22 protein-coding genes and 1 tRNA gene are annotated in these 18,914 nt (G+C 70.0%); 14 read left to right on the forward strand and 9 right to left on the reverse strand.

From position 1 onward, the window contains the following. Positions 1–7: 7 nt before the first annotated feature. From STRCI_RS20025 to STRCI_RS20040, 4 genes are all read right to left on the reverse strand, one after another. Positions 8–1,615, reverse strand: a complete 1,608-nt coding sequence (locus STRCI_RS20025) for a sensor histidine kinase (protein WP_269660323.1) — start codon at positions 1,613–1,615, stop codon at positions 8–10. After that, on the reverse strand, positions 1,612–2,352 hold the full coding sequence (locus STRCI_RS20030; RefSeq protein ID WP_059202906.1) for a response regulator transcription factor: 741 nt from the start codon (positions 2,350–2,352) through the stop codon (positions 1,612–1,614). Before STRCI_RS20030 ends, STRCI_RS20025 begins: the two co-directional genes overlap by 4 nt. Positions 2,353–2,462: 110 nt before the next feature. Beyond that, complete coding sequence (locus STRCI_RS20035; RefSeq protein WP_269660324.1) at positions 2,463–3,338, reverse strand: DUF2797 domain-containing protein; 876 nt, start codon at positions 3,336–3,338, stop codon at positions 2,463–2,465. Between the two features lie 58 nt (positions 3,339–3,396). Beyond that, complete coding sequence (locus tag STRCI_RS20040) at positions 3,397–3,795, reverse strand: HGxxPAAW family protein (RefSeq protein ID WP_269660325.1); 399 nt, start codon at positions 3,793–3,795, stop codon at positions 3,397–3,399. A gap of 88 nt (positions 3,796–3,883) precedes the next feature. Between STRCI_RS20040 and STRCI_RS20045 the strand changes: the two genes are divergently transcribed. Further along, positions 3,884–4,363, forward strand: coding sequence for a MarR family winged helix-turn-helix transcriptional regulator (locus STRCI_RS20045; protein WP_269660326.1), 480 nt, complete (start codon positions 3,884–3,886; stop codon positions 4,361–4,363). Between the two features lie 8 nt (positions 4,364–4,371). On the opposite strand, the gene STRCI_RS20050 is transcribed toward STRCI_RS20045, so the two are convergent. Continuing rightward, on the reverse strand, positions 4,372–4,764 hold the full coding sequence (locus STRCI_RS20050) for a winged helix-turn-helix transcriptional regulator (protein ID WP_269664593.1): 393 nt from the start codon (positions 4,762–4,764) through the stop codon (positions 4,372–4,374). A gap of 114 nt (positions 4,765–4,878) precedes the next feature. Here STRCI_RS20050 and STRCI_RS20055 point away from each other — a divergent pair, with 114 nt between their 5' ends. Together STRCI_RS20055 and STRCI_RS20060 are read left to right on the forward strand one after the other, a co-directional pair. Then, complete coding sequence (locus tag STRCI_RS20055; RefSeq protein WP_269660327.1) at positions 4,879–5,709, forward strand: NAD(P)H-binding protein; 831 nt, start codon at positions 4,879–4,881, stop codon at positions 5,707–5,709. A 152-nt stretch (positions 5,710–5,861) separates the two neighbouring features. Next, positions 5,862–6,335 carry a GtrA family protein gene (locus STRCI_RS20060; protein WP_269660328.1) on the forward strand — a complete coding sequence of 158 codons (474 nt, stop codon included), beginning with the start codon at positions 5,862–5,864 and terminating at the stop codon, positions 6,333–6,335. 257 nt (positions 6,336–6,592) lie between these two features. On the opposite strand, the gene STRCI_RS20065 is transcribed toward STRCI_RS20060, so the two are convergent. Next, positions 6,593–7,210: a GNAT family N-acetyltransferase gene (locus STRCI_RS20065; RefSeq protein WP_336298813.1), complete on the reverse strand. Its 618-nt coding sequence runs from the start codon at positions 7,208–7,210 to the stop codon at positions 6,593–6,595. After that, a complete protein-coding gene (locus STRCI_RS20070; protein WP_269660330.1) occupies positions 7,191–7,949 on the reverse strand; it encodes a GntR family transcriptional regulator in 759 nt (252 codons plus the stop codon). The genes STRCI_RS20065 and STRCI_RS20070 overlap by 20 nt, the downstream gene beginning before the upstream one ends. A gap of 421 nt (positions 7,950–8,370) precedes the next feature. Here STRCI_RS20070 and STRCI_RS20075 point away from each other — a divergent pair, with 421 nt between their 5' ends. The 11 genes from STRCI_RS20075 to STRCI_RS20125 all read left to right on the forward strand — a co-directional run bounded on the left by STRCI_RS20075 (position 8,371) and on the right by STRCI_RS20125 (position 17,420). Continuing rightward, a complete protein-coding gene (locus STRCI_RS20075) occupies positions 8,371–8,565 on the forward strand; it encodes a hypothetical protein (protein ID WP_269660331.1) in 195 nt (64 codons plus the stop codon). Between the two features lie 185 nt (positions 8,566–8,750). Beyond that, complete coding sequence (locus tag STRCI_RS20080; protein WP_269660332.1) at positions 8,751–9,008, forward strand: DUF6284 family protein; 258 nt, start codon at positions 8,751–8,753, stop codon at positions 9,006–9,008. Beyond that, on the forward strand, positions 9,005–9,301 hold the full coding sequence (locus STRCI_RS20085; RefSeq protein WP_269660333.1) for a DUF6303 family protein: 297 nt from the start codon (positions 9,005–9,007) through the stop codon (positions 9,299–9,301). Before STRCI_RS20080 ends, STRCI_RS20085 begins: the two co-directional genes overlap by 4 nt. Next, a complete protein-coding gene (locus STRCI_RS20090) occupies positions 9,298–10,278 on the forward strand; it encodes a DUF2637 domain-containing protein (RefSeq protein WP_269660334.1) in 981 nt (326 codons plus the stop codon). The genes STRCI_RS20085 and STRCI_RS20090 overlap by 4 nt, the downstream gene beginning before the upstream one ends. Then, positions 10,275–10,631 carry an RRQRL motif-containing zinc-binding protein gene (locus STRCI_RS20095; RefSeq protein ID WP_269660335.1) on the forward strand — a complete coding sequence of 119 codons (357 nt, stop codon included), beginning with the start codon at positions 10,275–10,277 and terminating at the stop codon, positions 10,629–10,631. The genes STRCI_RS20090 and STRCI_RS20095 overlap by 4 nt, the downstream gene beginning before the upstream one ends. After that, positions 10,631–10,942, forward strand: a complete 312-nt coding sequence (locus STRCI_RS20100) for a hypothetical protein (RefSeq protein ID WP_269660336.1) — start codon at positions 10,631–10,633, stop codon at positions 10,940–10,942. Before STRCI_RS20095 ends, STRCI_RS20100 begins: the two co-directional genes overlap by 1 nt. Before the next feature lie 296 nt (positions 10,943–11,238). Next, positions 11,239–13,026, forward strand: coding sequence for a MarR family transcriptional regulator (locus STRCI_RS20105; RefSeq protein ID WP_269660337.1), 1,788 nt, complete (start codon positions 11,239–11,241; stop codon positions 13,024–13,026). Positions 13,027–13,117: 91 nt separating this feature from the next. Continuing rightward, positions 13,118–13,978: a bifunctional DNA primase/polymerase gene (locus STRCI_RS20110; RefSeq protein WP_269660338.1), complete on the forward strand. Its 861-nt coding sequence runs from the start codon at positions 13,118–13,120 to the stop codon at positions 13,976–13,978. Positions 13,979–13,980: 2 nt separating this feature from the next. Further along, on the forward strand, positions 13,981–15,456 hold the full coding sequence (locus STRCI_RS20115) for an ATP-binding protein (RefSeq protein WP_269664594.1): 1,476 nt from the start codon (positions 13,981–13,983) through the stop codon (positions 15,454–15,456). A gap of 483 nt (positions 15,457–15,939) precedes the next feature. Then, positions 15,940–16,137, forward strand: a complete 198-nt coding sequence (locus STRCI_RS20120; RefSeq protein WP_269660339.1) for a helix-turn-helix domain-containing protein — start codon at positions 15,940–15,942, stop codon at positions 16,135–16,137. After that, positions 16,137–17,420, forward strand: coding sequence for a tyrosine-type recombinase/integrase (locus tag STRCI_RS20125; RefSeq protein ID WP_269660340.1), 1,284 nt, complete (start codon positions 16,137–16,139; stop codon positions 17,418–17,420). Before STRCI_RS20120 ends, STRCI_RS20125 begins: the two co-directional genes overlap by 1 nt. 80 nt (positions 17,421–17,500) lie before the next feature. Here the strand turns inward: STRCI_RS20125 and STRCI_RS20130 are convergent. Then, positions 17,501–17,573, reverse strand: a tRNA-Arg gene (locus STRCI_RS20130). A gap of 133 nt (positions 17,574–17,706) precedes the next feature. Beyond that, positions 17,707–18,873 carry an RCC1 domain-containing protein gene (locus tag STRCI_RS20135; RefSeq protein ID WP_269660341.1) on the reverse strand — a complete coding sequence of 389 codons (1,167 nt, stop codon included), beginning with the start codon at positions 18,871–18,873 and terminating at the stop codon, positions 17,707–17,709. Positions 18,874–18,914 lie beyond the last annotated feature (41 nt).

Consider the following 18,914-nt stretch of genomic DNA (forward strand, 5'->3'; position numbering starts at 1 on the left):
ACTCTTCTCAAGTGCCCTGTTGCACCCGTGTGGTGGCGCTGTGCTGTGCCTGTGAGTGCGATTGCCAATTCGTTTCCGGCGCGGGCGCGGGGGCGAGCGCGGGCAGATGGACCGTGAAGACGGTCCGGCCGGGCACGCTGTCCACGGTCACGGCGCCGCCGTGCGCGGTCGCGACGGCCTGCACGATGGCGAGGCCGAGGCCGGTCGAGCCGGAGGCGCGGGAGCGCGAGGAGTCGCCGCGCGCGAACCGTTCGAAGACATGCGGCAGCAAATCGGCGGGGATGCCCTGACCGTCGTCCTCGACGTCCACGCACAGCCACGGACCGCGCCGCTGCACGCGCGCGGTGACCGTCGTACCGGGCGGGGTGTGGGTGCGGGCGTTGGCCAGCAGATTGACCAGAACCTGTTGCAGCCGGGCCGCGTCCGCGCTGATCAGCGCCGGTTCGTCGGGCAGGTCGAGGCGCCAGTTGTGGTCCCGGCCGGCCGCACGGGCGTCGCTGATGGTGTCCACGACGAGCGGGACGAGGTCGGTCTGCTCGAACTGGAGCGGGCGCCCGGCGTCGAGCCTGGCGAGCAGCAGGAGGTCTTCGACCAGCAGGGTCATCCGGCCCGCCTCGGACTCGATCCGCCCGAGGGCGTGCCGGGTGTCGGGGCCGACGTCCTCCCGGCCGCGCCGGGTCAGTTCGGCGTAGCCGCGGATGGAGGCCAGCGGGGTTCTCAGCTCATGGCTGGCGTCGGCGACGAACTGCCGTACCCGCGTCTCGCTCTGCTGGCGGGAGTGCAGGGCGCTGTGGACGTGGTCCAGCATCCGGTTGAGGGCGGCGCCGACCCGGCCGACCTCGGTGTGCGGGTCGCACTCGGACTCGGGGACGCGCTCGTTGAGGTTGACCTCGCCGGTGTGGAGCGGGAGTTCGGAGACGCGGGTGGCGGTCGCGGCGACCTTGCGCAGCGGTCGGGTGGCGACGCCGACGATGACCGTACCGGCGAGGGAGGCGGCGATCAGGCCGGCGGCGGTGACGCTGATCTCGATCAGGATCAGGGTGTTGAGGGTGCTGTTGACTTCCTCGGTGGGGATGGCGACGTAGTAGCTGCCGTTGGCGCCGGTCTTGTACTCGACCCGGTACTCGCCGAGGCCGCCGAGGTCGACGGTGTGCTTCTCGCCGTCCTGGGCGACGGAGTTGAGGGCCTGGATCTGGTCCTCGGTGAGGTCCTTGGCCTCCATCCCGCTGATGTCGGTGGTGTTCTCGTCCTTCTCACCGACCTTGGCGGCCGTGATGGAGCCGTTCCGCACCTCGGCGACGACCGTGCCCTCCGGCTGGGGCCCACTGGTGACCAGCCGGTCGATGGTGAAGCCGCTGACCTTGTCGACCGCGTTGTCCTTGCCGGGGTCGCCGCCGGGCGGCCCGCCGAAGCCGGTCGCTCGCCCGACGATCTCGGTGAGCCGTTCGTCGAGCTGGTCGTAGAGGTGGGAGCGCAGCGCCAGCGTGGTCACCGTGCCGATCACCGCGCAGACCACCGCGATCAGCAGCACGGAGGCGACGACGAGCCGCGTCCGCAGGGTGCGCGGCTGTCCCGCTCGCTTCTTCTGCGGACGCGTCCGTCGTCGCCCGGTCATGAGGCCGCGGGCTTGATGAGATACCCGGCGCCGCGCCGGGTGTGGATCATCGGCTCCCGCCCGGCGTCGATCTTCCGCCGCAGGTAGGAGATGTACAGCTCGACGACGTTGGCCTGGCCGCCGAAGTCGTAGGACCAGACCCGGTCGAGGATCTGCGCCTTGCTGAGCACGCGCCGCGGGTTGCGCATGAGGAAGCGCAGCAGCTCGAACTCGGTGGCGGTGAGGTGGATGTTGTCACCGGCCCGGCTGACCTCGTGGCTGTCCTCGTCGAGGGTGAGATCGCCGACGACGAGCACGGAGTCGGAGCGGCGGTCGGCGGCACCGGAGCGGCGGATGAGTCCGCGCAGCCGAGCGACGACCTCCTCAAGGCTGAACGGCTTGGTGACGTAGTCGTCGCCACCCGCGGTGAGCCCGGCGATACGGTCCTCGACGGCGTCCTTGGCGGTGAGGAACAGCACCGGAACGTCCGGCAGCTCGCGCCGCAGCCGCCCGAGGACGGTCAGGCCGTCCATGTCCGGGAGCATCATGTCCAGGACGACGGCGTCGGGCCGGAACTCGCGCGCGGTCTGGATGGCGCCCGTGCCGTCCCCCGCGCTGCGGATCTGCCAGCCCTCGTATCGCAGAGCCATGGACAGCAGCTCGGTGATCGACAGCTCGTCGTCCACCACAAGCACTCGGACGGGGCTCCCGTCCGGCCTCAGCAGTTCGGTGCGCCCCTGGGGCGAGGTCGTGGTCATGATGGACACCCTGTCGGCGCCCTCTGAGAACACGCTTTCTACAACCTGTGATTTTCCTGAGAAACGCACAGGAGGCTCTCAGGGAATACCTGGGTCCGGGGTGCGCGCGGTCAGAACAGTCCGTCCTGATTGGCCGCCACGGACTTGAACGGCCGTACCGGCAGGGTCGGTTCCATGCCCTCGTCCGCAGCCGTCAGCTCCCACCCCCTCATCAGCCGGGTGTCGAGGACGAGGACTCCGGTGGTGGTCGCCAGATGCAGATCCGGTCCGGCGGCGGCGACGAGGCTCCCCGCGATGGCGCCGCCCGGGACCAGCTCGGTCACCTCACCGACGGCGGGCGGGAGTTCGGCGAGCCCGAAGGCGTGGACGTGATCGACGGGGCGGCAGGGGGCGGGGGTCAGCGACTCGGGCCAGCCGGTGAGCGCCCGAGCCCGGGCATGCAGCCGCTCGACCTCTTCGGCCCGCTCGGCCCCGGTCCCGGGGAGCGCCGAACGGACGGCCCGCTTGTCGGCGTACGGGATCCGGTCCGGCACCCGGAGCGCGGCACGGAGCAGTTCCTCGGTGCGCCGGGCCGCCATGAGGGGCCCGGTGCCGAGCCAGCTGAAACAGACGGCGCCCTGCTCCAGCAGCCGCGCGGACCCCCGCTCCTCGGCGGTGATCCCGACCTTGAGCATCCCGGGCCCGAACCAGGCCAGATAGACGCGGTACGGCCGTGGATCGTCGGCGAGAGTATCCGCGGCAACGGAGTGCGCCCGATCCAGCCGGCCACACTCCTCACACCGCGCCCCGGAACTGCGCCCCGCCACAACGGCCCGCACCGGACAGGCATGCCCCCGGGCCCCCACACAAGTCCGCACACCCCCGTCCACGACCCTGAAGGCCACCCGCTTCCCCCAGGTCAGCTCAGTACGCCGCCCACCGTCCCACCCCAACACGGGACCAGTCGCCGCCCACCGCAACCCCGAACACACCCATGCCTGTGCCATCACGTCGAGGGTAGGGGGAGGCACTGACAACGCCCCCGGGAGACGGCGCGCTTCGGGCTCACTCGACGGGTGACAGCCGTACCGACTCGCCGCCGGACACGGCCGCGGCCCCGGTCTCGACCTCGACCCCGGCCGCGACCTCGGGGGTCACCGCCCGCCGCCCCCGCCCGGCCAGCCGGCAGCCCAGGCAGTCCGGGTGCCCCGCGCGGGCCAGTGAATCGCGGGCCCGCATTGGCCACTCCTCCCGGGGACGGCGGCCAGGGGGCTTGCCCCAGCCGCGGAGGTGCAGGGTCCAGGTGGTCAGCAGGGCCAGCGCGCAGATCGCGAGGCCGCCCGCGATGAGCGGTGCGGAGACCAGGCACACCCCCAGTCCCAGCGCGGTCGTCCCGATCGCCGCCATGCCGAAACCGGTCCACCCCGCGACCGTGTGCCCCTCGTCATACTGGTGTGCGCTCACGAGCATGCCTCCCCGTCCGGACGAGAATCTCTTACCTCCTAAGAAATTTAGCGCAGAAATCTCTCACGAGCTAAGGTAATCACGAAACATGGCAGCCAAGCCGCGCCCCACCGCCACCTCCGCCCAGGCGCTGGAGGCGATGGACTCCCTCATCGCGGCCCATCTGCTCGGCCAGCAGGAGATGGCCCAGCGTCTGGGCCTGAACATCACCGACCTGCTCTGCTTCGCCTGCGTCCTGAAGGCCGGCGACAAGCTGCTCACCGCGGGCGATCTCGCCGAGCACGCCCATGTCACCTCCGGCGCGATGACCGGCGTCCTCAACCGGCTGGAACGCGGCGGATACATCACCCGCGTCCCCGACCCGGCCGACCGCCGCCGCGTCCGCGTCGCCGCGGTCCCGGACGCGATCACGCGCGTGGTGGACCTGTACGGGCCCTACTACGGCCGGCTGACACAGCTGTTCGCCGACTACTCCCCCGACGAGATCGCCGTACTGACCGACTGGTTCACCCGGGCGGGCGGGATGGCGCAGGAGTACATCGACGAACTCCGCGCGAAGGACGCCTGAGCGTCGCCTCAGCGGCGGCGCCCGCGGATCCTCTCCTCCTCAAGGGCGTCGTAGGATAGGCGAGCCCGCTCCACCTGGGGCAGGTTGACCGACCACTCGGAGAGGGCGGCGAAGAGCGGGGCCAGACTGCGGCCCAGTTCGCTGATCTCGTACTCCACGCGCGGGGGAACCTCGGGGTAGTAGGTGCGGACGACCAGCCCGTCGCGCTCCAACTGCCGTAGCCGCTGGGTCAGTACCTTCGGGGTAATCGTGGCGATCCGGCGCTCCAGTTCCACGAAGCGCTGTCTGCCGTGCTCGTGCAGGGCCCACAGGATCGGGGTCGTCCAGCGGCTGAAGACGATGTCGACGACGGGCGCGACGGGGCACGCGTTCTCGGGGGCGACATCGGCCACCCTGCCCATTGTGCTCTCGGTCACATCCACTCCCTGTCCCAATACTTTCCTCTAGGTACCTGCTTACCCCACAAAAGTAACGTTCCAGAGCAGGGAGTTGACGACTCGGAACGGAGTACGACGATGATCGTGGTGACCGGAGCGACGGGCAATGTCGGGCGGCCGCTGGTGCGGGCGCTGGTCGAGGCGGGGGAGCGGGTGACAGCGGTCTCGCGACGGGCGCCGGCCGCCGAGGAGATACCGGCGGGGGTCCGCCATCACGCGGCCGACCTCGCCGACCTCCCAGCCCTGAAACCCGCCCTCGACGGGGCCTCCGCCCTCTTCCTCCTGACCTCGGGGGAGTTCATCGGCAGGGGTGGCGACCTCGGCGCGGTGCTGGAGGTGGTGAAGGCCGCCGGGGTGGGCCGCGTGGTCCTGCTGTCCTCGCAGGGCGTGGGCACCGGGCACCATGCCCCGACACTCGAGGACGCCGTACGGGAATCGGGCGTGGAGTGGACGATCCTGCGCCCCAGCGGCTTCCACTCCAACGCCCTCCAGTGGGCCGAGTCCGTCCGCACCCGACGCGAGGTCGCGGCACCGTTCGGGGGTGTGGCCCTGCCGACCGTCGACCCGGCCGACATCGCCGGAGCCGCCGCGGTGACCCTGCGCGAGGCGGGCCACGGCGGCAGGACCTACGACATCACCGGCCCTGCCCCCATCTCCCCCCGGGACCAAACCACCGCCATCCAGGCTGCGTTGGGTGAGCCGGTGCGGTTCGTGGAGCTGACCCGGGCCGAGGCGCGGGCGCACATGGTGGGGTTCATGCCCGAGCCGGTCGTCGAGGCCACGCTCGACATGCTGGGCAGTCCGCCCGAGGCGCTCCAGCGGGTGAGCCCCGACACCGAACGCCTCCTCGGCCGCCGCCCGTACGACTTCGCGGACTGGGCGGCACGGCACGCGCAGCTGTTCAAGTAGGCGTGGCCCGCGCCCTCTTGGTGGTGCTGGCCCCACCCCCGATTCGGGAGCAGGCCTCCTCGTCCGGAAGGGCGGGGGACGGGATCGTAGTACGCGGCTGATCGAGACCCTCGGTCCCGCCCCCCAACGTCCCCCGCCCGGAAGGAAGTTCCATGTCGTCGCCGCTCGCGTCCTTCGCCCGGTTCGTGGTGTGCGGGGGCGGCGTAGGACTGGTCTCCGGCGCCACGGTGCCCCTCCTGGCCCACTCGATGCCCTGGGCGCTGGCCAACGCGCTGATCACCGTGGCCTCCACCCTCCTCTGCACCGAGCTGCACGCCCTGTTCACCTTCGGCACCGGCAACCGCCCCGGACTGCGCCGCCATCTCCAGTCGGCGGGTTCGGCGGCGGTGGCCTACGCCGTGACGTCAGCGGCCATCCTGATCCTGCACCTGCTGAACCCGTCCCCCACACTCCTGTGGGAACAGACGGTCTACCTCTCCGCCTCCGGCCTCGCCGGGGTGGGCCGCTTCCTGGTGCTGCGACTCTTCGTGTTCCCGCCCGGCCCCGCTCACGAAGGCCGCGCCGTCCGCCTCCGCGGCACACGCACCCCCGTCCGGGTCGGCGACGGGCTTCTCCTCACCACATGACAAAGCCCCTCCGGGATAATCCCGGAGGGGCTTTGTGTGATGTGCACTCGGCAGGATTCGAACCTGCAACCTTCTGATCCGTAGGCGCGTTTACCTCGAATGCGCGTTCCCACTACCAGCCGCTGAGCGCCCGTGATCCACGATGGCGGCACCGCATTGATCCGTCGCCGTGCGCTGGTGTGCGTGGCTGTTGATGTCAGCCGCTGATGTCAGGGGGTCGTTCCCTTTTCGCTGGTCAAACCACCGTCGCTAGCGTGTCAGCCCTTCTGAAGCGGAACTTCGACGCGGGTGGTTGCGTCACCCTGCCACGCATCACTCAGACCGACAGGCAAGAGGTGGTGCGGCATGGCCAGTTCACCCGCTGGACGCTGGGCCAGCCATCCCGACCGCCTGTGCGTCGGCGCCTCGGTCCGCACGTGCCTGAAGCCCAACCGTTCGTAGTAGTCGTGCAGTTCGGTGTTCGTGCGCCACGTGTCGATGCGCACCCAGGATCGCCCTTCAAGCGCCGCGAGGCGGGACATCCAGTCGATCACTCGGGTGCCCAGATTCCTGCCGGACGCTTCCCGCGCGACGATCAGTTTGTACAGGTACAGCGCTGATTCGGGGCGGTCGGCGTCCGTCCAGAAATCCCGGTCGACGGGGCCGCGACTGACCGTCGCGAGCACCCTGTCATCTTCGCCGACCACGACCCATGCACGCCCCTCATCTATGCTGGCGCGCCATTTCGCGATGGCCCGATCACCGGTCTCCGGGTCGCTCCACTGGTCCGTGCCCTTGGTACGCAACCACCCTTCCGCCTCTGCTCTCAGAGCCAAAAGGGCAGGTACATCCTCCGCCGCCGCAGGGCGGAGGTACTCAGTCGGTGCTGACTTCATAGAGGATCTTGTGCCTGTCTCCGGGGAGGATGGTGACCATGCAGCGGAGGGGGCGACCGTCCGCGTCATAGCCAGTACGGGTGTGTTCGGCGATGGGTGTCGCCGCAGGAAGGGCAAGTAGCTCAGCCTCCTGTCGAGTTGGCATGCGGACGGAGATTTCGTCCCGGTACTTGGCTTGCACAAGCCCCACCGACGCCAGGATGCCGCCGGGGGCGGATACGTCTCGGGGCTCCATCAACGGCGTGCCGCTTACGAGCTCTTGAGGGAAATACGAGTCGGCCAGAGCGTAAGGCCGGTTGTCTATGTACCGGATGCGCTTGCGTGCCACGGCCAAACCGTCTGCGGGCAGTTCGAGGCACTCGCGAACGTGCGGCGGGGGTTCCACGATCGACACCGTGATGTCCTGGCGGGGGGCATTCCCGTTCTCCGAGATCACGCTTGCCCACTGGTCACCAGCGGTGCGCCCTTCAACCGCGTTGGCGTGGCGACTCCGGCTCTCTAGTGTCGTCCAGTTCCACACCACGGGCGGATAGTCCTCGCGGACGTACTTCCCTTGGCCCTGGCCCGTTACGACCAGGCCCTCCTCAATCAAGAGGCGAACGCCAGCCCGGATGGTCTCGCGGCTGTAGCCGTACTGACTCATCATCTTCGATTCGCTGGGAAGGGCCTCACCCCCCGCCAGTTGCCCGGACACGATCTGTTCGCGCAGGTCATAGGCGATTTCCTGAGCCTTCGTCATACCGCGTCGCACTGGCACTGGTTCCCCTCTACTCCGACTCCTCCGTACAAGTTAGACCAGGGGGCTTGACTCTCCAAGCGCGGCTCGTGCAATCTCTTGTTGCGGCACTCCTCCAGACAAGCCAGACGGGGTGTCACGTACGGTTCCGCCGTACAGGTGCGCCCGGAGGAAAGCCCCAGCTCAGGCGGGGGTGAGTACGAAGGAAGCGTCAGTTACTTGAGAACTCAACAGTGGACCGAGGATCTACCGCCTGTCCTCAGGACAAGAAGGCGGACCGCGCGGAGCACGACCCGCGCACTTTGACCTATTCGCAGCGCCATACCTGCGTTGCGGCCGGTTGCCTCCGTCGCTCGTCTCGTACGAGCGGCGCTGAGGGGAGCCGCGTGAGCGCTTCCAACCCCAAACGACCAGAGGAGACCTCATGGGTCTGTTCAGCAAGGCTGCCGATTCTGCCGCTTCCACCGTTGCCCGCGCAGGCCAGAAGGTCGCTGGCGGGAAGGGCGTCGAGGCGGTCAGCAAGGTCACTGGCCCGCTGCTGGGCCGTTCGTTCGAGCGCTGTTCCGAGGTCTGCGGGCACTGCAACGTGCCCTGCGTCAACGGCACCTGCAACTGCTGACTGACAGCCCCGGCATCGAGCCGTGAGGGCGCGGGATCGAATCCCGCCCGGGGCACTCCGGCCGCTGCTGGCGGCCGTGCCGCAGGACGTTCGCGGCTGATCACCCCATCAACGGCGCGCACCCCCGGAGCGGCAACTCCGGGGGTGCTGTTCGGGCCGTTCACCTACTAGGGAGACCACGACCCATGAACCACATCGTGACTGTTCAGGACGCTGTTACCGCGTTCGAGCCGTGGATGGAACCCACGGACGCGGAGCTGGACGCCATCGAGCGCGAGATGCCCGTGATCCTCGCGAACGTCGACCTGCTCGACGCGCAGATCGTCACGCTCGACCGCACGCCTACGGAGCTGGACTCCCGGCGCATCCGCCGGGCCCGTCGTCGGCTGCTCGCCGCGCTCGCGCACCAGGCCATGGAGGCGCACCGGGGCGGTGCGGCGTGAGCGGACAGGAGAGTGCGCGGGAGTTCACCGCGCAGATGTCCGTCCGGGCGGGTCGCTGGCGTCTGTACGTCGCCCTGATGAACACCACCGAGGTGTGGCCGGAGTACCGGTTCGGGCGTTCGGTGCCGACGTTCACGGACCGTACGGACGCGCTCAGCGCGCTCGGGTTCGAGCCGGTACCGGGCGCTGAGTGGACGTGGACCGAGGACAGCGAGACCCCCGACGACCCGGCTTCCCCGGTCGTGCTGATCGCCGCGATCCGGGTCCGTTCACGGGCGGAGGTGAGCGCGTGAACGCCGTTCAGATCCGTTCAGCCGAGCGCGCCCTATCGGCTGGGACGTGGCTGATCGTGGCGGGCGCGATGCTCTATTCGATCCTCACCGTCACCCCGCTCGCCGCCGCACACACCCCCGATCGGTGGGACTGGACCGCACCCATCCTGCCCCTCGTTGTCGATGCCGCCGTGGTCATCGTGGTCCGCCTGGACGCGGTGCTCGCCCGTCTCGGGGGCGAAGGAGGGCGGTGGCCAATCGCGCTGCGGTGGATGACCGGCTGCATGACCCTCGCCCTCAACGTCGCCGACTCCGCGCTGAAGAACGACCTGGTAGGCGTGGCCGTGCATGCAGTCGCGCCGCTGCTGCTGATCGTCACAGCAGAGACTGGGCTGGCCTACCGGCGCGCGATCACCGCCGCCGTGCTGGCGCTGGAGGCAAAGCAGCAAGCCGAGCGGGAAGCCCACGAACGAGCCGCCGTCGAACGGCGTGACGAGGCCGCGCGGCGGGCCCGCGAGGAACGCGAGCATTTCGCGGCGCTGGCGCGTGAGCAGCGTGAGAACGAAGCCCGCATGGCCCGTGAACAGGCCGAGCGGGAGGCCGCTGCCCGGCGTGAGGAACGCGAGCGCGAGCAGGCTCGCGAGCGTGCCGAGCAGGCCGAGCGTGAACGCCTTGAGCGGGAGCGTGAACAGCGTGAGCGGGACCGTGAACGCCGTGAGCGCGAGGCCGCCGAACACGCGGAACGAGATCGGCGGGAGCGTGCCGAGCGGGAGCGCCGTGAACGGGCCGCGCTGCTGTCGGCTGGCCCGGCCACGGACAAGCTGCCCGAGGACGACGCGCGCGCCATCGTGGCCGCCGCTCATGCCGAGGGCATGTCGGTGCGGACCGCTGCGGAGCTGTGCGGCTGGTCAGTGGGCTGGGTCTCGACCCGGTACGCCGAACTGCGCGGCCCCGTCAATGGCGTGCCGGTTGATCTCGCCGGTACGGGCCGCTCATGACCACCTCGCCCGCCAGCGGGACTCTGCCCGTCTACCGGTGGCGGCTCGCCCCGGACGGCTACGCCACCTACCGCCAGCTCCGCGCTCTCGGGCTCCGTCCCGGTGGCCAAGGGGTGGCGGCTCAGGTGGAGCGGCCCCGTCGACGGCGGGGCCCGCTGGTCGCCTACCTCTACCGCATCGACCGCGCGAAGCCGGTTCGTCCGATGACCCCGGCCCGGTGGGCGGCTCTGGCCAAGGCCAACGCCGCCCGCCGCACCTGCCCCGCGTGCCGGCGGGATGCGGGATACGTCATCCCCACCTCGCTCGGCATGTGCTCGCCCTGCGCGTTCCCCGTCAGCCCCAAGGAGCTCTGATGGCCCACCGTGACCCGCCGGGGATCCACGCCCCGCACATTCCCGCCGACGACTACCGCCGCGCGCAGGCCACCGGGCAGCCCGTCGTCATCGTCGTCCACACCACCGACCCGGCCGGACGCCCGCTGCGCCGCTACCTGTTCCCGGTCGTCGTCGCCGGGGCGGCCGCCATGGGCTGCTGGGGACTGGTGGTCGCTCTGTGCGCGCTGCTGGATGCCGCCGCGCATGCGGTCACCGTCATCGCCCAGACCGCCGGGCCCATCGGCATCGGCGGCATCACCCTCAAGCTCACCCGCTCCAAGGGCAATTGAGCATCCGCCGACGGCTTCCGCCCGCACCCGAGCGGGGCGGGAGCCGTCGGCGGCCCGCAGGGCGCCTGAGCCCCCTTCTGGGTGGGGTTTGACCCCCGGAAGGCTGTTCGGCCGCGAGAGGCCCCGTGGCAACGCAGGGTGACGGAAGTTTCCGTCCTCGCGCGCACACGCGTAGGGGCCCTGTCGGAAACCAGGAAACCGGAAACACGCTCACTCCGCGTAACACACGCGTGTGGTGACGGGCCGTCGCAGGGCCCGTCACCACCAACCCACCGATCCCGGAAATGAGGACACCCGTGAGTCACGGACAAGTCTGGCGCACCCACCGCCAGTACGCCGCCACCGCCGCCCGCTGGACCGCCGACGTGTGGCGCAAGGAAGCCGACCGCCGCCGCGCACTGCGCGCCGAACGCAAGCCCCTCGTGCGCGATGCTCGCCGCGCGCTCTCCACGGCCCGCGCCATCGACCCCGAGGGCGTCACCTCCCTGCGCCACCGCGCCGAACGCGAACTGCGCACCGCCAAGCGGCGCGTACCCGACCCGATGTGGCTGTTCGCCACCAAGACCGCCGCCGCCCTCGGTGCCGCCGCCTACGTGTGGCTGCCGCAGGTCTCCGTACGCGCGTGGGTGTGGTCCGCGGTCGCCGTGGTTGCGGCCGTGACCGCGCTGTTCGTGTGGGTGGCCGTGCGCGAGCGCGACACGACCGGCCTGAAGCCCACCGCTGAAGAGTCGGCGCTGCTGAAGCGCCTTCAGCCGCAGCACTGGAAGGACCACGCCGAACAGCGCGGCCTCGCGGGCACGTTGACCGGTAAGCCGAAGCTGACCGAGGCGGGCATCGTGTGCGCCGTCCGCCTCGACGGGACGTGGACGCCGGGCAAGCTGCGCGCTGCCGAGGATCACGTGCGCGCGCTGCTCGGGGCCCGCACCAGCCTGCGCATGCAGATCAAGGCAGGCAGGCAAGGCGGCTGGGCCGAACTCATCCTGCGCACCCGCAGCGCGGCCGATGGCGATGACCTGACGTGGACGCCCGAGCGGCGCTCCCTCGGGGTCGACACCGTCACCGGCGAACAGGTCACCGTGCCGCTCGGGGAACGGCTCCTGATCGCCGGACGCTCCGGCGCCGGTAAGTCGGTCGCCTCCCGGCCGCTGCTGTACGACGCGTCCGAGGGAGAGTCGAACGCGCTGGTCATCATCGACCTCAAGCGCGTGGAAGGCCGTCTGTGGGACCACCGGGCCCGCGTCGCCTCAACCCCGCGCGAAGTCGTCGACGTGGTCGGCGAGCTGGAGACGGAGATGCTGGAGCGGCTGGCCATCCTGCCCAAGGGACAGGACACCTGGACCCCCACCCCGGACCGGCCGCGCATCACGGTCGTGGTCGACGAGGGGGCGGAGGTCATGACGGCCGCTGACAAGGTCCCGTACGAGACCGAGACCGGCGACGGCAAGACCCGCACCGCCAACCGCTCCGCACTGCCCGGTTTGGAGTCCATCGCCCGCATGGGCCGCGCCGCGTGCATCGACCTGTGGTGGATGACCCAGAAGCCCACCATCGGCGACGGCATCCCCAAGCAGATCGCCCCGCAGATCGGCATTGCCATCTGCCTCTCGGTACGCACCCCCGCCGAAGCCCGCGTCGTGCTCGGGGAGGACGCACAGGCCAAGGGCTGGAACGCCGACGAACTCCCCGTCCCCGGTGTGGCGCTGATCCGCGACGGCAAGCGCAAGCCCGACCCCGTCAAGGTCCGCTACATGGACAAGACAGTCGTCATCGCCCTCCCGGACCGCACTCCCTGGTCCCGCACGGCAGCTCCCACGATGGAAGCCGCAGGCGCCGCGGTACTCACCCTCGTCAAGGACACCAGGACCGACGCCGCACCGGCCGCGGACAGTGCCGTCGCCCGCGTGCTGAAGGCCATCGAGACCGCCGACGAACCCGTCCGGCAGAAGGACTTGGCCACCATCACGGGCCTGTCCAAGGGCGCCGTGTCCAAGGCCATCAAGACCCTCACCACCAGCGGCATGGTCACCCGCACCGCCGACGGCCACCTCACCGCCACGCGCGGCAACGAGTCCGCCGCCGCCTGAACCACCACCGAAAACGGAGGCGGCCCCCTTCCGCCAAGAACCGGGGCCGCTGCCAATCCAGCACGCATACATCGAACTGGAGACCTCCAGCATGACCCAACCGACCGACATTCGGGCAGAGCACCTGCCCACCGCTCTCTCCCTGGCAGCCTCCGGCGTGCCCGCGATGCCATTACGAGCTGGGAAGGTGCCCTTCGGGAACTGCCCAGCATGCGCCAAGAACGCCTGCGGTGGTCGGCCGAACATGAAGAACCCCGGGGCCTGCCAGTGCCTCGCCCCCTGCCACGGATGGGCCGCCGCCACCACCGACCCGCAGGTCCTCACCTCGCGCGCGTGGGCAACGGCATGGCGCGGGACGGCAGCAGTGGCCTACCACCCCGGCGGTGCCGGATTGACCGTGGTCGACCTGGACAACACCGCGGCGATCGCGTGGGCCCGCGAGACGCTGCCCGCCACCCGCACCGTCGCCACGACGCGCGGCGAACACTGGCTCTACCAGGGCGCCATGCGCTCCGCGAACGCGGTCCGCTCCGGCGTCGACATCAAGTCCACGATGGCGTATGCCCGTTGGCTCGGCCACGGCACCGGCACCATCACGGCGCTGCCGGAGATCGTGCGTGAGCTGGCCGTGAAGGAGCCCTCGGTCGTCCGGCCGGTGGCGCAGGCCCTCACCGGGTCCGCGCTGGCGGGTGGCGGGACGTGCCCGCACCGCACGCCCGTTTACCTGGAGCGTGGCATCGCCATGGCCGAGCAGCGGATCACCGAGGCCCGCAGCGCGGTGCACACCACGGTCTACCGGACGTTCCTCGCCGTGTTGTCCGCCCATGGTTGGTGCGGGTGTCTCACTGAGGCGCACATCGCGCGGCTGTTCACCGCCGCGCAGGCCAAAGGCGAATCCCCGCGGCACTGCACCGACGCATGGACCAACGCCCGCACCAGGTTGGGACTGTGACCATGTCCGAGGACGAGAAGAACCCCGCTCGCAAGGTCATCGCCGACTACGCGCAGGCCCACTTTAGGTACTTCCGCACCGCCGACGGCACCGTGTATGCGCAGCGCAAGGGCCACCCCGTGGCCCGGCCGATGCGCTCCCAGGGCACCACGGGCAGCCACCGCCAGGAACTCATGGTCGGCCTCTTTCGCGACGGGGTCGGCGTGTTCAACGGGACCGCGCTCAAGGAGGCGTTGGACTTGATCGAAGCGCTCGCGCTGTACGAGGACACGCACGCCGTGAACATCCGCGTGGCCCCCGGATTCGACGGGGCGACGTGGCTGGACCTCGGCCGCGGTGACGGCATGTCCGTCCGTATCCACCCCACCGGCTGGGACGTCGCCATCCCGGACCCGCGTGAGGTGTGCTGGCGTCGGACCCAGCTCACCGGGGAACTGCCCCTGCCGGCCAAGGACACCAACGGCAAGGGCATCGACGCGCTGACGCGGCTGTGCAGCTTCGCCACCGCGGAGACCGAGTGCCTGGCCATCGCCTGGCTGATTGGCTGCCTCGGCCCGTCCGTACCCGTCCCCGCACCCTTCCTCACCGGCCCGCAGGGCGCGGGCAAGTCCACCGGGGGCCGCATGCTCGTGCGGATCATCGAGGGCATGAGCGGCGACCTGCGCCGCGCACCCAAGGACGAAGAGAACCTGATCGCAGCGGTCGCGGCCGGATGGGTCACCGCCCTGGACAACCTCTCCCACATGACGCCGGACTTGTCCGACGCGATGTGCTGCATCGTCACCGGCGCCGAGAGCGTCAAGCGCGCCCTGTTCACCGACGGCGACGTCTTCCGCGTCGGCTACCGCCGCCCCCTGCTCCTGACAGGCATCGACGTCGGCGTCATCCGGCCCGACCTCGCCGAACGGCTCCTGCCGCTGCGCTTGGAGCGGCCACGCGTGAGGCGTACCGAGGCGGAACTGTGGGCGGAGTACGCGGAAGTGCTGCCCGTCGTCCTCGGCTCGCTCCTGGACCTCACCGTCAAGGTCCGCGCAGCCGAGGCGGAAACACCGACCGATCTGCGGATGGCCGACTTCGCGCACCTGTGCGCCCAGCTCGACGCGGCAACCGGCCTCGGAGCTCTCACCGCCTACCGGGCCAGCCTCGATGACCTCAACGACGACGTCATCGAAGGCGACCTCTTGGCACAGACCGTCCTCCGGCACGCCGACACCATCGAGCCGGGGGCGGCGCAGCGGATGACGTCCACCGAGTGGCTGCACTGCCTTAGCCGCCTCTACAGCGGCGAGGACATGCGTCCTCTGCCCAAGGGCTGGCCGACCACCGGCAAGGTCCTCTCCGACCGCCTTAAGCGCCTCCAGCCGACCCTTGCCGCCCGCGGTGTGCTCATCGACAGCGGCCGCACCAGTGAGGGCCGCTACCTCGAAATGACCCGCCTGGCCACCCCGCCCCCACACGAGCAACAGCGGATGGTCTGACCGCATGCTCGCGTCAGACCGGACAGGCAGTAAGGGGCCGCTTCGCGGCACGTCCTTTGAGCGGCGTTCCGCCGAACAGCAAGAAGAGCACGCCTGGCCCGGGGTGCTCCTCTTGCTTGCTCCGGCGGCACCGCCGCCGCCCCAAGTCGCGCCGCGCAGCGGCTCCTTCTTCACGCTCTGAGGCGCCACCGGACTACAACAGACACCCCCTCTTTTGTCCTAAGAGGGAAGACGCTGCGTCATCTGCGTCATGCGGACCGAAAAACAGCCCCTGGCCTGCGGCTACAGCCATGACGCAGACGGCCGCCTCTGCGTCATCCTGCGTCATCTGCGTCATGCGATGACGCACCGATGACGCACCCCCAAACCACTGCGTCACACAAAACCCCAGGTCAGAAGCACGAATGACGCTGATGACGCAATGACGCAGAAATCCACACCTCGGACAGGTCCCCGACGGACTGCCCCCAGAGGAGTCGCCCCATGACCCCCGCCATGCCTCCGAGCCACGAAGCGCTCATGGTCCCCGAGGTCATGACTGCCCTGCGCCTGAGTCGCAGCAAGGTCTACGACCTCATCCGTTCGAAACAGATCGAAAGCTTCACGTCCGGTCGCGCTCGCCGCATCCCGGTCGACGCCGTACGCCAGTACATGCGCAACCGCATTGAGGAGAGCGACTGATGGCGAAGCGCCGCGCCAACGGCGAAGGAACGATCACCAAGCGCGCAGACGGCCGCTACCAGGCCGCCGCGTACGTCTACCGCCCCGACGGCACCCGCACGCGGAAGTTCGCCTACGGCAAGACCCGCGATGAGGTCGCCGACAAGCTCACGGAGATGCAGGAGAAGACCCGACAGGGCATCCCCGCCGCATCGTCGACGATGGCGTTCGGCGACTACCTCACGTACTGGCTCGCCGCCATCGCGCCGGAGCGGCTCAAGCCCTCCACACTCAACAGCTACGAGGGACTGACCCGCCTCTACATCCGGCCCGCGCTCGGCAAGAAGAAGCTGAATCGGCTGACGCCAGCGGATGTGCGCCGCTTCCTCGCCGAGTTCAAGACCTCCTGCCTGTGCTGTCTCCGTGGCGCAGACAAGGATCGACCGGAGGGCAAGCGTTCCTGCTGCGCCATCGGCCAGTGCTGCGAGCGTCGTCCGTCGGCCCGCACCGTTCAGTACATCCACGCCGTTCTGCGGTCCGCTCTCCAGCAGGCGATGCGAGAGGAACTGATCGCACGCAACGTCGCCCGGATCGTAGAAACCCCCACCGTCGCCCCCAAGGAGGTGCGTCCGCTGGACGCCACGGAAGCCCGCCTACTGCTGAAGACCGCCAGATCCCACCGCCTCTACGCCCTGTGGCTGCTGCTCGTGTCCACCGGCCTACGCCGGGGCGAGGCTCTCGCGCTCACGTGGTCGGACGTTGATCTCAGGAACGGTCAGCTCCGCGTTCGCCGGAACGTGCAGCGCATCCGGCGAGAGCTGATCTTCGGTACTCCGAAGACCATGCGGTCCGTTCGCACGGTGCCTCTGCCGAGGCACTGCGTACGAGCGCTCACAGAGCACCGTGCCCAGCAGGAGCGGGAACGCAAGGTGGCGGGGAAGAAATGGCAACCGACCCCCGGTCATCCGGACGGCCTGATCTTCACCACGGTGACCGGTCGCGTCACCGACCCCCGCAGCCTCAACCGCGTGCTGACCATCCTCTGCAAGAACGCACACGTGCCGCGTGTCCGCGTCCACGACCTCCGGCACACCTGCGCCTCACTTCTGCTCGCTCAGGGCGTCGACGCTCGCACGATCATGGAGACGCTCGGGCACAGCACAATCACGATGACGCTGGACACCTACGCGCATGTGATGGATACGACGCTGCGTGCCGCCGCAGAGCAGATGGACAACGCGCTCAACCTCGACGAGCCGGAGGAGAAATCGGAGGGTAAGGAGGAACCGACTGCCGACGAGTAGGCGCCGTTTCCAACCGCGTTGATGTCAGCCGTTGATGTCAAAGGCCCCCTGGGATGATCCCGGGGGGCCTTTGACCTGTGTGCACTCGGCAGGATTCGAACCTGCAACCTTCTGATCCGTAGTCAGATGCTCTATCCGTTAAGCTACGAGTGCTTGTTCTGTTTTCCCGCCGGTCCCGGTCCTTTCGGCCCGCTCGCGGCGACAGGAAGAACATTACATGACTGCCGCCGCCATGTGAAATCCGTTAAGCGCACCCCTTGTGAGCTGCGGAAACGTGCGAGAAGGGCTACTTCGGGAGCACGATCGCGTGGTGGCCCGAGACGTCCAGGGCCGGGGCGGGAAGCGGGATCCGTATCGGCCGGGCGGCGTGCTTGCCGAGGGTCGTGCCGGAGCCCCAGGCCCACAACCCGCCCTCGGTGTCGATGGCGTACCCCGTGAGCCCGGAGGCGGAGACGCGGCGGATCTCGGGCAGCCCGGTGACCCGGACCGGCGTCGCGGACGCGTGGTCCGAGGTGTCGCCGTCGCCCAACGCACCGCTCGCACCCCGGCCCCACGCCCAGACCGCGCCGCCCCGGTCCAGGGCGTACGCCACGTCCGAGCCGCCCGCCACCTGCACGATGTTCTTCAAGGCAGCTACGTGCACCGGGCGTGCGGACTGTCCGCCCGTCGGCTCGACCGCCAGCAGGCCGTGCACGTTGTTCCCCCACGCGCACACCTTCCCGTCCGCCTTCACCGTCACCACGGCCTCGCCCGCCGCGGCCACGTCGACGACGCCCCCGACGTCGGGGACCGCCCCGATCCGGGTGCCGTCCCGGTCGCCCAGTACGTCGGTGAGGTTGATCCCCCAGCCGAGGACCCGTCCGTCCGAGCGCAGCGCGAAGGCGTTGAGGAGGTTCGGTCCCATCGCGACCACGTCCTCGGCGCCGGACACCCGCTCGGGGACGGCCACCCCGTCGTACCCCTCCCGCTTCCCTCCCTTGACCAGGAACCTGTCCGAACCCCAGGCCGACACGGTGCCGTCCCGCAGGACGACGTAGAACGTCGGTCCGCTGCTGTACACCGCGTGCGCCGGACCGATCCCCGTGACCTGCCTCGGCTCGGCCTCGTGGACCCGCTCCTGGGAGCCGTGGCCGAGGGAGCCGCCGACATTGGTGCCGTAGGACCACACGGTGCCGTCGGCGCGTACGGCCACGGTGGTGTGGCCGCTGTCCGCGATCGAGACGACATCGGTCAGGCCGGGTACCGGGCCTTCCCGGAAGCCGGCCGGAGCGTCGGCGGGCGCGTCCCACGCCCATGCGGTGCCCGCCGGCAGCTCCCGCTGCGTCGGCCGCGCGGAGGGTCCCTCGGGGCACCCCGGCGCGGCCATCACCGCGCGGTCCGCCTTGCTGCACCCGGCCAGCGTGAGCGCTGCGGCACCGGCGACCAGCACGCGCAGCCAGGACTTCGCAGTCATACGACACCCCCGTCGAAGAGAACCCGTCGTACACCTTGGCG

Origin of the sequence: Streptomyces cinnabarinus, assembly GCF_027270315.1 — a bacterium.
Taxonomy (GTDB): Bacteria; Actinomycetota; Actinomycetes; order Streptomycetales; family Streptomycetaceae; genus Streptomyces; species Streptomyces cinnabarinus.

What these genes read in the sequence shown, in the direction of transcription:
- STRCI_RS20050 (WP_269664593.1), bottom strand. Translation starts at nt 4,764, where the DNA reads ATGGGCAGGGTGGCCGATGTCGCCCCCGAGAACGCGTGCCCCGTCGCG.
- STRCI_RS20025 (WP_269660323.1), bottom strand. Translation starts at nt 1,615, where the DNA reads ATGACCGGGCGACGACGGACGCGTCCGCAGAAGAAGCGAGCGGGACAG.
- STRCI_RS20080 (WP_269660332.1), top strand. Translation starts at nt 8,751, where the DNA reads ATGAACCACATCGTGACTGTTCAGGACGCTGTTACCGCGTTCGAGCCG.
- STRCI_RS20065 (WP_336298813.1), bottom strand. Translation starts at nt 7,210, where the DNA reads ATGAAGTCAGCACCGACTGAGTACCTCCGCCCTGCGGCGGCGGAGGAT.
- STRCI_RS20045 (WP_269660326.1), top strand. Translation starts at nt 3,884, where the DNA reads ATGGCAGCCAAGCCGCGCCCCACCGCCACCTCCGCCCAGGCGCTGGAG.
- STRCI_RS20070 (WP_269660330.1), bottom strand. Translation starts at nt 7,949, where the DNA reads ATGACGAAGGCTCAGGAAATCGCCTATGACCTGCGCGAACAGATCGTG.
- STRCI_RS20055 (WP_269660327.1), top strand. Translation starts at nt 4,879, where the DNA reads ATGATCGTGGTGACCGGAGCGACGGGCAATGTCGGGCGGCCGCTGGTG.
- STRCI_RS20125 (WP_269660340.1), top strand. Translation starts at nt 16,137, where the DNA reads ATGGCGAAGCGCCGCGCCAACGGCGAAGGAACGATCACCAAGCGCGCA.
- STRCI_RS20060 (WP_269660328.1), top strand. Translation starts at nt 5,862, where the DNA reads ATGTCGTCGCCGCTCGCGTCCTTCGCCCGGTTCGTGGTGTGCGGGGGC.
- STRCI_RS20135 (WP_269660341.1), bottom strand. Translation starts at nt 18,873, where the DNA reads ATGACTGCGAAGTCCTGGCTGCGCGTGCTGGTCGCCGGTGCCGCAGCG.
- STRCI_RS20110 (WP_269660338.1), top strand. Translation starts at nt 13,118, where the DNA reads ATGACCCAACCGACCGACATTCGGGCAGAGCACCTGCCCACCGCTCTC.
- STRCI_RS20095 (WP_269660335.1), top strand. Translation starts at nt 10,275, where the DNA reads ATGACCACCTCGCCCGCCAGCGGGACTCTGCCCGTCTACCGGTGGCGG.
- STRCI_RS20035 (WP_269660324.1), bottom strand. Translation starts at nt 3,338, where the DNA reads ATGGCACAGGCATGGGTGTGTTCGGGGTTGCGGTGGGCGGCGACTGGT.
- STRCI_RS20030 (WP_059202906.1), bottom strand. Translation starts at nt 2,352, where the DNA reads ATGACCACGACCTCGCCCCAGGGGCGCACCGAACTGCTGAGGCCGGAC.
- STRCI_RS20075 (WP_269660331.1), top strand. Translation starts at nt 8,371, where the DNA reads ATGGGTCTGTTCAGCAAGGCTGCCGATTCTGCCGCTTCCACCGTTGCC.
- STRCI_RS20100 (WP_269660336.1), top strand. Translation starts at nt 10,631, where the DNA reads ATGGCCCACCGTGACCCGCCGGGGATCCACGCCCCGCACATTCCCGCC.
- STRCI_RS20120 (WP_269660339.1), top strand. Translation starts at nt 15,940, where the DNA reads ATGACCCCCGCCATGCCTCCGAGCCACGAAGCGCTCATGGTCCCCGAG.
- STRCI_RS20115 (WP_269664594.1), top strand. Translation starts at nt 13,981, where the DNA reads ATGTCCGAGGACGAGAAGAACCCCGCTCGCAAGGTCATCGCCGACTAC.